Below are 13,414 nucleotides of genomic sequence, written 5' to 3' on the forward strand. Positions count from 1 at the left end.
CCTGGGCTACAGAACCCCAGCGGAAGCTTTCAGGGACGAACTGATGAAACTGGAACGGCGATGAGCTACCCTGCCCTCGTAAACCGATGCAATCGGAATGGAACCCACACCGCAAAGTTAGAATGTCCCACATCTGAAGTGTCACACTTCCCTGTCTGAGGCTGGATTGGAGTGTGGCTGTGGGACTGGTGATCATGAGCGAGCGCGAGCTGAACCGCATAGAAGTACTGAGCCACGTGACCCAAGGCCGGATGACGGCTGTGACGGCGGCCAACGTGCTCGGACTGAGCCGACGACAGGTTCACCGGTTGCTGAGGGCGTTTCAGGCTGAGGGTCCAGGCGCGATCCGGCACAAGGCGCGCGGCCGGGCCTCGAACAACCGGATCGATCCGGCGGTTCGGGAGTTTGCGGTGACACTGGTGCAAGAGAACTACATCGACTTTGGCCCGACCTTTGCGTCCGAGAAGCTTGCAGAAGACCACGGGCTCAAGATCTCGCGCGAGACGCTGCGCAAATGGATGCAGGACGCCGGGCTGTGGCTATCACGCAAGCAACGCCGGACGTTCCACCAGCCGCGCCTGCGCCGAGAATGCTATGGAGAGCTGATCCAGATCGACGGCTCGGATCATCATTGGTTTGAGGGTCGCGCCCCGGCCTGCACACTGCTCGTCTTCATCGACGATGCGACCAGCACACTCATGCATCTGGAGTTCGTTCAGTCAGAGAGCACCTTCAGTTATTTTGGTGCGCTTGAGCGATACCTGGAAGCGCATGGCCGCCCTGTTGCTTTCTATTCGGACAAGCACACAGTGTTCCGCGTCGCCAACCAAGGCGCGAGGTCCGGGCACGGTATGACCCAGTTTGGCCGGGCGTTGAACGAGCTCAACATCGAGATCCTCTGCGCGAACAGTTCACAGGCCAAAGGCCGTGTTGAACGCGCGAACCGGACGCTGCAGGATCGGTTGGTGAAGGAACTGCGGCTTGCAGAAATCTCCGACATGGAAGCGGGCAATGCGTTCCTTCCGGCATTCACGGAGCGCTACAACGCCAAGTTCGCCAAGGCCGCGCGGCGCCCAGACGATCTGCATCGCGCGCTGAATGTGGAGCCGGATCGGCTGGCGGACATTCTGTGCTTCCGCGACGAGCGCTATGTTGGCAACCAACTGGCCTTTTCCTATGAGCGGCTGCGGATCATCCTGCAAGAGAATGAGATCACGCGCGGCCTGACCGGCAAATATGTCGACACCTACGCGTTTGCTGATGGCCGACTGGAGTTCCGCTGGAAGGGTGTCTCGCTCCCCTACTCCGTCTTCGACAAGGACCAGCGCGTCACCCATGCTGCGATCACCGAGAATAAACACCTGAGTGCCGTGCTGGAACACATCAAAGCCGAGCAGGACAAGACCCCGCCGAAGAAGCGGCGCGCTGGCAAACAGCGCACCCGGTATGAACCGACAGGTCTCAAATCCCCTGGACGGCCATCAACGATGGAGGCCTACTACGCCCGAAAACGGGCTGAGCGAGAAAGCCGCGCAGCCGGCCAAGGCTGCGATAGCTGAGGTCTCCGCCCTGCCCGGCTGCGCTACCGTCAGCGGCCAAGTGGGACATTTCTACTTTGCAAACCGGGTGACATTTCAACTTGGTTGCAACATTGGATGTGTAGCGGGTGGATTCACAAATGAAGTGCAAATTCTTTACTAAAACAGATGTTTGCATGGAGGATGTTGAATGGGACGCCACTACTCTCACCTGAGCTTGGATGAACGCCGCAAGATTGCCAAGTGGCGCGATGCCAATATGCCGATTTCAGAAATTGCTGATCGTTTGGGCCGTGATGCCTCAACCGTCTATCGTGATCTGAGGCGAAACCATTACGGCGATAAGGAATTGCCCGAGCTGAATGGTTACTACGCTTTGAATGCGCAGGACATGTATGAGCGTCGCCGTGCGGTCCACTGCAAGATGATCGTGCATCCAGATCTGAAGGCCGCGATTGAAGACCGGCTCAAAGCCGGTTGGTCACCTGAACAAATAGCCGGACGTATGCGACTGGAACGCCATCCGATCCGGGTCAGTCACGAAACCATCAACCGCTTTGCCTATTCCAAAGACGGTTGCGCAGAGCAGTTCTATCGCGACCTGCCCCAACATCGCAGGCGCCGGAGACCACGGGGATACCGACGGCATCAGCGCGGCCATATCTTTGATGCTCAGAGCCTTTCATACAGGCCTGAGGGTGTCTCAGCGCGGGCTGAGTTCGGCCATTGGGAGTGCGATCTGATGATGTTCCGCAAGGAGAATGGAAAGGTGAATGTGACATCTCTGGTCGAACGCGTCAGCCGCTATACCGTTGTCATGCGTAACGAAGATCGAACATCCAAGCCGATCATGGAGGCGCTGATCAGCGGTCTGGCACCTCTGCCTGCGGATGCCCGCCAATCGATCACCTTTGATCGCGGCACGGAGTTCTCGGCCTGGCAAAGGTTGAAAGACGGGATCGGTGCAGATGCGTGGTTTTGCGATCCACAAGCGCCTTGGCAGAAAGGCTCAGTCGAGAACATGAACAAGCGCGTGCGCCGGGATCTGCCACGGGATACGGCCCTGCTGTCGCTGACCAATCGATATATAGGATCTATTTGTCAGCGCCTGAACACGACCCCACGAAAATGCCTGGGCTACAGAACCCAAGCGGAAGCTTTCAGGGACGAACTGATGAAACTGGAACGGCGATGAGCTACCCTGCCCTCGTAAACCGATGCAATCGGAATGGAACCCACACGTTGTGTTGGCCCATTTGTTGTACCCGAAGCGGTTTGAATGCGCTGGTCAGTCGCGATAGTCTGGCGCGATCCGATCCAGAAGTCGCAGGTGCGCTGCCCATTCCAGCGCAATATCGTCTTCCTCGCCCATTGAACCTTCGTACTGCTTGGCCACATGGTTGGCCACGTCGTCGGGAACTTCTCGCACTGGCTGCCCCATCGATAGGGTCGCCACCTGAATCTCGCACGCTCGCTCCATGTAGAACATTGTATTGAACATTGAAGCCGCAGTGGGACCGGTGGTCAGCAGACCGTGGTTGCGCAATACCAACACCGGGTTATCGCCAAGGCTTGCGACCAGTCTCTGCCGCTCACCCAAATCCAGCGCGATGCCCTCGTAATCGTGGTATGAGATCCGGTGGTGGAACTGCAGTGCAATCTGATTGAGTGGCAAAAGCCCTTCTTCCAGTGCGGAAACCGCCACACCGGCACGCGTATGCGTATGCATGATCCAGGCGGCGTCATGGCTGGTGCGGTGGATCGCGGAGTGGATGGTGAAGCCCGCTGGGTTCACGGGGTAGGGATTGTTATCGACCTTGTTTCCGTCTACGTCGATCTTGACCAGAGATGAGGCGGTTACTTCGTCCCAAGACAGCCCGTAAGGGTTGATCAGGAAGTGACCATCTTCGTCCGGCACGCGGGCTGTAATATGGGTGTAGATCAGGTCGGTGAAGCGAAAGTGCCAGGCGAGTCGATAGCACGCTGCGAGGTCGCAACGTGCCTGCCATTCGTTTTTGCTTATGCCTGCCCGGGCGGCGGTTTCAGCTTGTTTCATTGGAATCTCCTATCAGGTCAATAGCCGCGAGCGCGCTCGATGCTCAGGCTCAGCTGGGCGTTGTCGCGCAGTTGGCGTGCCGTGGTGACGATTTGTTCGGCCACGACCGAAGGCACTGAGTCACTGGCAATGTGCGGCGTGATACGAAGACGATCATCCTGCCAGAACGGGTGATCTGCAGGTAGCGGTTCTTGGTGGAAAACGTCCAGCGTGGCGCCCGCAAGCTGGCCGCTGTCGAGCGCGGCAAGCAGGTCGTCTTCGACCAGGTGTTCGCCACGACCGATCTGGATTAGCCAGCTGCCACTGGCCATGGCTGTGAAGAGTGTGCCGTTCAACACGTTTTCTGTAGCGTGGGTCAGCGGAAGGACATTGATGACGAAATGCGCGCCCGAAACGGCCCCGAGAATGCCATCCGAGCCACTAAAGTAGCTGACCTGATCAAGTGGTCGAGCAGGTTCGGTCCGACAGGCAACACGAACCGTGAAGCCAAGTGTACGCAGAACACGGGCGACAGCTTCTCCCATGGTGCCATTGCCAAGAATGGCGACGTTCGTGGTCTCGGGAGCGTTCATGGGCAGCGGCTCCCAAGTTGCGCGCTCAGCCGAGGCCATAAGCTGAGCGAAGTGACGAGAGACATGCAACACCTCATGCGTGGCATATCCCGCCATTAAAGCCGCCTGATGCGGATCGCGGACGCGAGCGATAGCGACCTCGGGAGAAAGTTCTGGATTGCCTAGCAGGTCATCAACACCCGCGCCGATCGACATCGCCAGTTTTAGATTGGGATAGGGTGCGAAACTGCCTGCCTCGGGTAGCCAGCAGATAGCAAAGCGGATCTGCTCAGGGTCGGTGACCTCCTCGGGACGAATCACGGCGACGTCCGGCCCTGCAGCGCTGAGAGCGGATCCGTACAGGCTTTCTAAATCCAAAATCCGGCTTAGGAAAACGCCTCGGATAGGGTTGTCAGCTCTCATCGAAATTCCTCTCTGATAAAGCTTCGCCGTTACGCTGTTATACAAACGTAAAACAGTTTTCAACCATTGGTAAGCAGAGACAGTCGAGGCCTTGAAAACCGGTCCTAGGGAGCCATCCATCCTCAACCTGACGCGCTCGACGCTGCTTCGGTGCTAAAAGCAATAAGCTTCGAGATGATCTGTGAGGTGAACGGATTCGAGCACCGGCTCACCAAACCGAACTGTAGATGGACCAACGGCGAGTTCGAGAGGATGAACCGGACGATCAAGGACGCGACAGTAAAGCGATACCAAGACGAAACCCACTGGCCTGCCCGATCGCGCCCAAATTCCGCTTGCATCAAACAGGAGCGTCCAGCCAAAGACGCTGGGTAGCTCGTCGGTCTCAACTTGACGGCGATCAGCGATTTGTCACGCAGGGGGGAGAATTAGGAGTGGTTCGGCGTCCTAAGGGGGAATGCAAATGCTGTCGCACGTCTGCCGGAGGCCGATGGACTCGTTCGGCGTGTTCTTCTACCTGCCGGGCACAACGTGAACTACGGCCAACCAATTGAACAAGCTGTTCGGCTGGCTGGCGGGCAACCGGACAATATTGGCACCGAGGCGCGATGCAACCTCTCCGATCTAGCCGATGCGATGTCTCGAGAGGACACCTGCTGCCTGCTTCTCGTTTCCTCGCGGCTATCTCATGCCTCGCACTCCCCATTCCCGATCATGCTTTTTGGAGCAGACGGTTTTCCAGAGCCAGGTCGGCAACGACCTCCTTGAGCGCAGCCGAACTCATATTCTACGGGACTTCCGCCGCTGACACTCCGACCACCGTTATTAGTACGAACGGCGTATTGGACCCCAAAGCGACATGAATGCTCAAGTTGGTCGCATATCTGACCAATGAGGTTCCTGCCCCCCCAATTTTCTCTTGTTAGAGACGCCTGGCAGCATGCAGTTCAGCCGTTACTTAGGAAGAACCTGAACCCCGCCCGTGCGCCCTTTTCGAGTTCGGGCGGAACATCGGCCTCTTCAGCGAAGTCGCTCCACCGGCCCGCCGCGGCCTCCACCTCTCGCAGGATTTCTTCAGCCTGCCGGGTTTTTAGGTCCGCCATCTCTCCGAGCTTGCGCAAGTCTCCGAGAGTGAAGTCACCCGACTTGCCGTTGATCGTCATCTGGTGTGCGTTCGTCCAGTCCCCGGCAGGATTGTGGGCATAGACGACGTCATAGGCCGGCGAAAGGCTCCACCTCCCGGCCTTGTCCATCAGGAATGCGATGTTCTTCACATGATCATCTTGGTTGCGGATTACAACGTTGACGAAAGCGCGGCGCACCATCTCCTCAAGCGTTTTTCGGCCCAGACCAAGTCGCCGAATCGTCTCCAGGGCCTGCTCGTAGGAATAGCCTCGGGGCAAATTGAAGTCGAAGTGGCGGAGAGCGCCGAGCGAAAGCATGTGAAGCTTCTCGCTTTGCCCCTTGTCAGCGGCACCGACTCGATCGAATCTTTGTGTCATGAAATGCGCGCGCCCGCTTTCGTGATGAAGCCTGGAGCGCATCATCTTGACACCGGCCTCTCTTGCTACGCGGTAGCAGGCAAACTCTAGCCGCCCAAATCCTTGGGGGTCTGCGAGGCCGTGATCCCCGCTTTTGGAAACTCCGTCGAATTTGAAGAGCCATTGCGTGTAGCCCGGTCCAGCTTTGAGCTGACCAGAATGAAACTGACCCGTCTCTTCGTTCCAGGCAAGGACCGCTTTGGCGCGTGCGCCGCCAGCCGATGTGCCGACCCTGAGGATTTCGGTGAGCGCCTCCTCTTGGTTCTTGCCGGTCATGACGCCAGAGAGTTCTTGGCGGTCATTCAGAACCCGGTTGGCAAGCTCCACAAGTGGCGCGATGTCGACCGGGTTGCCATCTTCACGGCGCGCGCCAGCCGCCGGTTCGAACTCCAGCGCGCCCATCCCGCGGCGGCCCGTGTAGAGCAGGCGCTCCACTGGGTCCATACTATTCTCTGGTCGGCTCTGCTCTGCCAACCAACGGTTGATAAGGGCATTCCCGAACCGGTCAGGAAGGCTATCAGCTAGCAGCCCAGGTAGGCCGTGAAAGGTTCCAAAGGGCAGCGACGGGAAGTCGATCGGACCCAATTTCAGAGGGATCGTTAGGGGTGCGATCTCGATCTTTGAAGACACGAAGGCTGGTTCAAACTCGAAAGTGCCGATCGATCTTCGGTCATCCCACAGGACGGCACCTATGCGGCGCCCCCATAAATGCACATCTGCTCGTGTTGCCATTATTCACCCCAGCTCCAAGGCTTTTCGTCGGGTTCATCAGCGGACGGGGTTCGCGCTCGCTGCCTTGGTCCAACTTCACTGCGCGGGTCGAGCGGACTGAGGCTCGCATCCGGCAGCAACATTTCTACGCGATCCTCAATGCCGAGAGCCTGCATGATCCGCAGAAGGCTATCAATCGTGCCACCTTCTCCGGCCTCAATTCGCGCCACTGCACCTCGTGAGATACCGCTCTGCTCGGCGAGGTCGACCTGACGAAGGTTTCGCGACAGACGAAACCGAGCAAGGCGTTCCCCAAGATCTTTGGCCAGTACTCCAATAGGTATGCTGCCTGACATCTAATGATCCATTTTCAGAGCTGTAAGTCTTATTATTCCTATAATGTATCGATTCCGAGACCTTGCACAAGTTCAATCAATGAGCCATTATCGAGGCACTAACGAAAAATTGGCGGATAATGTATCGAATTCGGGACATAACTGCCGCAAGATGAGCGCATACACGGCGACCTAGCTGCCACTAAGTCCATCGCAACATGTTCGCCCGTCAGGTCGCAATTGCTTGAATAGGCGGCCCAATCCGGACTTGAGCATGTGATCGGGGAACGGCGATGAGCTACCCTGCCCTCGTAAACCGATGCAATCGGAATGGAACACACACCGCAAAGTTAGAATGTCCCACATCTGCAAGAAGTGTCACACTTCCCTGTCTGAGCCTGGATGAACGCCGCAAGATTGCCAAGTGGCGCGATGCCAATATGCCGATTTCAGAAATTGCTGAGCGTTTGGGCCGTGATACCTCAACCGTCTATCGTGATCTGAGGCGAAACCATTACGACGATAAGGAATTGCCCGAGCTGAATGGTTACTACGCTTTGAATGCGCAGGACATGTATGAGCGTCGCCGTGCGGTCCACTGCAAGATGATCGTGCATCCAGATCTGAAGGCCGCGATTGAAGACCGGCTCAAAGCCGGTTGGTCACCTGAACAAATAGCCGGACGTATGCGACTGGAACGCCATCCGATCCGGGTCAGTCACGAAACCATCAACCGCTTTGCCTATTCCAAAGACGGTTGCGCAGAGCAGTTCTATCGCCACCTGCCCCAAGACCGCAGACGGCGGAGACCATGGGGATACCGACGGCATCAGCGCGGCCATATCTTTGATGCTCAAAGCCTTTCATACAGGCCTGAGAGTGTCTCAGCGCGGGCTGAGTTCGGCCATTGGGAGTGCGGTCTGATGATGTTCCGCAAGGAGCATGGAAAGGTGAATGCGACGTCTCTGGTCGAACGCGTCAGCCGCTATACCGTTGTCATGCGTAACGAAGATCGAACATCCAAGCCGATCATGGAGGCACTGATCAGCGGTCTGGCACCCTTGCCCGCGGATGTCGCCGCAAACGACACTGCAAACCGCGCCGCTTGATCAGGCCGCGTCACCCAAAATCCCGCATAGCTCCCTGACGCCCGCCGACGTCTATTTCGGGCGCGCAGAGCAGATCCTGAAACAGCGAGAGGAAATCAAACGAAAAACCATGATCAAGCGGTGCTTGCGCCACCAAACCGAACACGCATAAACTAAGTCAATGATGAGCCAGAGCCTCCAAACGGAAAACTGCTCAGCTGTCCCAAATTATCTGACGATGGACAATTTTCAGACCGAAGGTCAACCAAATGCCAGGCCCATTGCACGGATTTCGGGTCATCGACCTGACCACGATGATCTCGGGCCCTCTGGCCACCATGACGCTGGCCGATCAGGGCGCCGATGTCATCAAGATCGAGCATCCCGGCGGCGGCGATCACAGCCGGCAGGTCACGGGGCGGCGCGGCGGGTTTGCGGCCTCCTACCTCAACAACAATCGCGGCAAGAAGTCGGTCACGCTGAACCTGAAGGATCCGCGCGGCCTCAAAGCCGCGCTGCGGCTTTGCGAAACCGCAGATGTGTTCGTGCAGAACTTTCGCCCTGGCGTGGCCGAGAGGATCGGACTGGGAGAGGCGGCAGTGCGCGCGGCCCGGCCCGACATCATCTACACCTCCATTGCCGGCTTCGGCTTCACGGGCGACTGGGCGCGCAAACCCGTCTACGATCCGCTGATACAGGCGCTGTCGGGTCTGGCAAGTGTGCAGGGCGGCGCGGACGCCGCGCGCCCCCGGCTGGTCCGCACGATCCTGCCCGACAAGCTGACTGCGATCCAGACCGCACAGGCGATCACCGCCGCACTGCTGGCCCGGTCCCGAACGGGTGAAGGCAGCCATGTTCAGATTGCCATGCTCGACACCGTTTTGGCATTCCTGTGGAGCTCTGACATGGCCGGTTACACATTCGTGGGGGACGAGCTGGAACCCACGAAGGGCGATGACGCGCAGAGCTTTGTCGAACTCATCTATCAGACCGCCGATGGCTGGATGGCGGTCTCAGCGCATACCGACAGTACCTGGGCGGGCCTTTCGGCGGCCGTGGGCCGGCCCGACTGGTTAAAGGATCCGCGCTTTGCCACTGTTGCCGCGCGAGAGGAAAACAAACCCGCCCGTCTGGAATTGACACAGGAGGCGCTGCGCGACGACACCACCGACAACTGGATGCGGCGCCTAGGGGAACATGACGTGCCCTGTGCGCCCGTCCTGACGCGCGACCAAGTCTATTCCCACCCGCAGGTTCAGGCCAATGAAACGGTGATCGAACAGGACCACCCCCAGGCAGGCCGGATCCGTCAGGCCCGAACACCGGCACAATTCTCAGCCACGCCGCCAGAGACCCCGAGACCCGCGCGCCGGCTGGGGGAAGACACGCGCGCGGTGCTGGAGGAGGTGGGCTATGACACGGACACGATTGCCGACATGATCGCGCAAGGCATCGCCACAGACACGCAGGACGGCAACCCATGATTGATCTCTACTTTGCCCCCACGCCAAACGGGTGGAAGGCCGCCATCATGCTGGAGGAGACCGGCCTCGACTATCGGCCCATTCTGATGCGGCTCAGCGAAGGCGACCAGTTCTCGCCCGACTTCTTGTCGATCAGCCCCAACGCCAAGATGCCGGCCATTGTCGATCATGCACCGGATGCCGGGTGGGGCGTTGATCCTGTGACCGTTTTCGAATCCGGCGCGATCCTGCTCTACCTCGCCGACAAGACCGGACAGTTCGCGCCGCCGCAGAGCGACCTGCGCGCGCGCAAGGACTTGATGGAATGGCTCTTCTGGCAGGTGGGCAATCAGGGGCCTATGGCCGGGCAACTCAGCCATTACCGTAATTATGCGCCAGAGGACGCGCGCGACTACGGCTTCAAGCGGTATCTGGGCGAATACGACCGCAACCTCGGTGTGTTGGAGAACCGCCTTGAGGATCGCCAATACATCCTCGGGGAGTATTCCATCGCCGACATGCTGGCCTTTCCATGGGCGTTCATTGCCAAACCGCTTGGCGCCTCGCTTGCGAATTTTCCCCGCGTGGCCGACTGGCGCGCACGGACCAAGGCGCGGCCGGCAGTGCAGCGCGCCATCGACCTGCACAAGTCGGAGCAGAACCGGGGGCAACACCGCGCCGACAACAACACGGTCCTGTTCAACCAGTCGGCCGCGTCTCTCAGGCCAAAGCCGAAAGGCGACACCACATAGGGTGTTAGCAGGCACGGACTTGGATTGGGTCGTCCCGTCATCGTAATCTGTGCGGGTTTCGCAAATTCCCGGACACGGATTTCAGTAAATCCCGGACACGCGTTTCGGTAAATCCCGGACAGGGATTTCGGTAATTCCCGGACAGTCCCGGGGATGCTTGGGGCCAGTTGGTCACCGCCTGCGCCGTCACGGCATTCTGCCGGTCTTGAATGAGACCGGGAGAGAACATGCCACGACGTAAGCAAGCGAGGCGCACGACTGTGCAAGACATACGAACCATATTGCGGCTGACGCATGAACAGGGGCTTTCGGTGCGCGAGGTTGGCCTGCGCCTGAAGCTCAGCAAGACGACCGTGGCGACCTATCTGCTTCGTGCCCGGGAGGCGGGGCTCAACTGCTGGCCATTGCCATCGGGCCGCGATGACGATGCGACGCTGCGGCGCGTTCTTTTCCAGCAGGTAGGACGTCCGTCCCGGGACCTGACCGAACCCGACTGGCCGAAGATGGCGGCCGAGATGAAGCGCAAGGGCGTGACGCTGGTGCTGCTCTGGGAAGAATACCGGGCGGCGCATCCCGATGGCTATGGCTACACTTGGTTCTGCGAGCGTTACAGAGAGTTCGAGAGCCGCGTCAGCCCGCGTTATCGCAATCGCCATGACGCCGGCGCGGTGATGCAGACCGATTACGCCGGCCACACAATCCCGGTGATTGATCCTACGACAGGTCAAGAGGATCGCGCCCAGATCTTTGTCGCTGTGCTGGGCGCGTCAAACTACACCTTCGCATGGGCAAGCCTCAGCCAGAAGCTGCCCGACTGGATCGACGCGCAGGTCCGGGCGCTGAAGTTCTTCGGCGGGGTGCCCAAGGCGATCGTATGCGACAATCTCAAGGCGGCAGTCGCCAAACCACTCTGGTTCGAGCCGTCGCTGACCAAAACTTTCTCCGACATGGCGACGCACTACGATACTACCGTGCGGCCTACACGACCGCGCAAGCCGCGCGACAAGGGCAAGGTCGAAGGGGCGGTGCTGATTGTCGAACGCTGGATCCTGGCCCGCCTGCGCAACCGGCAGTTCTTCTCTATTGAGGCGTTGAACGTGGCCATTGCCGAGCTGCTCGATGATCTCAATGCCCGAACCATGCGGCGGGTGGGGCGCTCACGTCAGGAGCTTTTCGAAGAGATCGAACGTGCCGCGCTGAGCCGCTTGCCAGATCTGCCATTTTGATATTCCATTTATTATTTAACCTGACGCCGAAAAGCCAATCCACCGTACGGTGGATTGGCATGTGGCATCGGACTTATTCCTCGAGGCGCTCAACAACTGTATCGGCATAGGCGTTGATGAGAGCATTGTAGAAATCGTCCTGGGACGGTTCTACCACAATCCAACCTTCTGGCGCGTCACCCGAACCTGTGATGGCGGTCATATTCAGAGGGTAGCCACCGGTCTGCTCTTCTTGGGTGTCGGTGGTCGATGACGAATTGACCGCGTTGTCCCCCTGATGCATCACCACGGTGCCTTCGATCTGATTGAACTCTCCCGTGTCCGGAAGGAAAGTGTCGCCATCAATCGCGACCTTGTTGATCTCAACGGTGAGTCGCGGCGCGTCAGCGTTATCGTCCACGGTCACTTTGGATGCGATAGACGCAGCCAGATCAGTCTCCAAAGTCGGCCAGTATTTGAGAACGTTGCTGTCCTCATATGCGCTCATGTCAGCCTTGACCTCGACGCCAGATACGGTTTTGTCCATTGCAGCCAGCGGGCCAGCGAAGGCCAGCGCGAGACCTGTGCAAAGTGCTGTGTTCCACAGATATTTCATTGGGTATTTCCCTTGAGGGACATCGCAAAGCGCTATGCGTTGACCGATTGGCCATTTGACATGCGCAATTGTTCGATGTGATGTGATTTTTCTGAATGGCCCGAACCTTGTCGGGGCAGGTGAATTCACAAGATTGTCCTGTAGCCCAGATTGAGAGCTATTGTCAAGTCTAGATAAGTGTAAAAATATTATTTAACGAACGGCTTGACTGCCCTTTCCGGCTCAGCCGCCACGTGTGAACGGGCTGATCGCGCTCGCAGAGATCGTAAAGGATGCGCAAGACAACGCCAGCGTGGATGCTTACCTGAAAGAACCGGAATCTGGCATGGCGCTCGACCTGGTCAAGCGCATGGTCAACGGCGAGAGCCCTCTTGCGATTCACCGCGAATGGCGGGGTTTCTCCGCCGCCGAGCTGGCGCGGCAGTCTGGCGTCAACCGCGTTCAGCTCCTGGACATCGAGGCCAGGCGCAAAAGCGGGTCGATTGCCACGATGAAGAAGCTGGCCGAGGCGCTTGATGTTTCGATCGACGACATAGTTTACTCATGATCCGACTCACAAAAATCAGTGAACATTTTTTCACTAGAAGAAAAGTCACGCCTGCGGCTGAGAGCAACCTGCTACAAGGTGCACTTACGACCCTGAAGGACTTCCGTCCTTTCCCCACCTTAGCCCCGGTTGCGCATGATAGTGTTCCGGGGCTTTTTATCCTCGATAGCCAAGATCATCTCCCTAACCACCTACGCAAAGTTGCACGGAGTGACTGAGTTTTTGTGGATGGGTACGACCGACCAACGTCTTGCGGCTCGATTGTTTCCGGGTACCAGCATCTCATGCCTTCCAACTCTTCCCTCTGCGAGCTTTTGGTGTCTTTTTTCTTGTTTGGGTGTTTGTAAGTCACTTGGCAGCCTCTTCTTAGTGCACGGGCCCCGTATCTGCTGTGACTATGGCTGAACATGGGCAAATTGAAGGAAGTCACTGGGCACTGGGTCCGTTGTATAGCTTGGCTCCCTTCCCAAGCTAGAAGCAAATTTCTGGTCCCTTCTCGTTCCGTGTGGGTAGTCGGGCGCACCGGTGCTTGAGCCGCTCCCATATTTCGTGCCTTCGGTAGGCGCGTCCGACGCGGAGACCTCAGCC

At 58.2% G+C, this 13,414-nt stretch carries 10 protein-coding genes and 3 pseudogenes; 8 read left to right on the top strand and 5 right to left on the bottom strand.

Annotated elements, in window-relative coordinates:
- Positions 1 to 179 precede the first annotated feature (179 nt).
- Together V8352_RS19975 and V8352_RS19980 are read left to right on the top strand one after the other, a co-directional pair.
- Positions 180 to 1,559: an ISNCY family transposase gene (locus tag V8352_RS19975; protein WP_336426040.1), complete on the top strand. Its 1,380-nt coding sequence runs from the start codon at positions 180 to 182 to the stop codon at positions 1,557 to 1,559.
- A gap of 169 nt (positions 1,560 to 1,728) precedes the next feature.
- Positions 1,729 to 2,733, top strand: a complete 1,005-nt coding sequence (locus V8352_RS19980; protein ID WP_336426041.1) for an IS30 family transposase — start codon at positions 1,729 to 1,731, stop codon at positions 2,731 to 2,733.
- 93 nt (positions 2,734 to 2,826) lie between these two features.
- Here the strand turns inward: V8352_RS19980 and V8352_RS19985 are convergent, their stop codons facing one another.
- Positions 2,827 to 3,594, bottom strand: coding sequence for a class II aldolase/adducin family protein (locus V8352_RS19985; RefSeq protein WP_336426042.1), 768 nt, complete (start codon positions 3,592 to 3,594; stop codon positions 2,827 to 2,829).
- 17 nt (positions 3,595 to 3,611) lie between these two features.
- A complete protein-coding gene (locus V8352_RS19990) occupies positions 3,612 to 4,568 on the bottom strand; it encodes an NAD(P)-dependent oxidoreductase (RefSeq protein ID WP_336426043.1) in 957 nt (318 codons plus the stop codon).
- 168 nt (positions 4,569 to 4,736) lie between these two features.
- Between V8352_RS19990 and V8352_RS19995 the strand changes: the two are divergent.
- A pseudogene (locus V8352_RS19995) lies at positions 4,737 to 4,874 on the top strand (IS481 family transposase); the annotation flags it as partial.
- Positions 4,875 to 5,515: 641 nt separating this feature from the next.
- Here V8352_RS19995 and V8352_RS20000 read toward each other — a convergent pair.
- Positions 5,516 to 6,841 carry a type II toxin-antitoxin system HipA family toxin gene (locus V8352_RS20000; protein ID WP_336426044.1) on the bottom strand — a complete coding sequence of 442 codons (1,326 nt, stop codon included), beginning with the start codon at positions 6,839 to 6,841 and terminating at the stop codon, positions 5,516 to 5,518.
- Positions 6,841 to 7,176, bottom strand: a complete 336-nt coding sequence (locus V8352_RS20005) for a helix-turn-helix domain-containing protein (RefSeq protein ID WP_336426045.1) — start codon at positions 7,174 to 7,176, stop codon at positions 6,841 to 6,843. Before V8352_RS20005 ends, V8352_RS20000 begins: the two co-directional genes overlap by 1 nt.
- Before the next feature lie 371 nt (positions 7,177 to 7,547).
- Between V8352_RS20005 and V8352_RS20010 the strand changes: the two are divergent.
- The 4 genes and pseudogenes from V8352_RS20010 to istA form a co-directional block, all read left to right on the top strand.
- Positions 7,548 to 8,255, top strand: a pseudogene (locus tag V8352_RS20010) (IS30 family transposase); the annotation flags it as partial.
- Between the two features lie 257 nt (positions 8,256 to 8,512).
- Positions 8,513 to 9,727, top strand: coding sequence for a CaiB/BaiF CoA transferase family protein (locus V8352_RS20015; protein ID WP_336426047.1), 1,215 nt, complete (start codon positions 8,513 to 8,515; stop codon positions 9,725 to 9,727).
- Positions 9,724 to 10,458: a glutathione S-transferase N-terminal domain-containing protein gene (locus V8352_RS20020; RefSeq protein WP_336426048.1), complete on the top strand. Its 735-nt coding sequence runs from the start codon at positions 9,724 to 9,726 to the stop codon at positions 10,456 to 10,458. Before V8352_RS20015 ends, V8352_RS20020 begins: the two co-directional genes overlap by 4 nt.
- 227 nt (positions 10,459 to 10,685) lie before the next feature.
- Positions 10,686 to 11,681: pseudogene (gene istA / locus V8352_RS20025) on the top strand (IS21 family transposase); the annotation flags it as partial.
- 76 nt (positions 11,682 to 11,757) lie between these two features.
- Here the strand turns inward: istA and V8352_RS20030 are convergent.
- On the bottom strand, positions 11,758 to 12,279 hold the full coding sequence (locus tag V8352_RS20030; protein WP_336426049.1) for a hypothetical protein: 522 nt from the start codon (positions 12,277 to 12,279) through the stop codon (positions 11,758 to 11,760).
- Positions 12,280 to 12,514: 235 nt separating this feature from the next.
- On the opposite strand from V8352_RS20030, the gene V8352_RS20035 reads away from it, so the two are divergent.
- Positions 12,515 to 12,826, top strand: a complete 312-nt coding sequence (locus tag V8352_RS20035; RefSeq protein ID WP_336426050.1) for a helix-turn-helix transcriptional regulator — start codon at positions 12,515 to 12,517, stop codon at positions 12,824 to 12,826.
- The last annotated feature ends 588 nt before the right edge of the window (positions 12,827 to 13,414 follow it).

This window comes from Roseovarius sp. D0-M9 (genome assembly GCF_037083805.1).
In the GTDB taxonomy this organism is placed as follows: Bacteria; Pseudomonadota; Alphaproteobacteria; order Rhodobacterales; family Rhodobacteraceae; genus Roseovarius.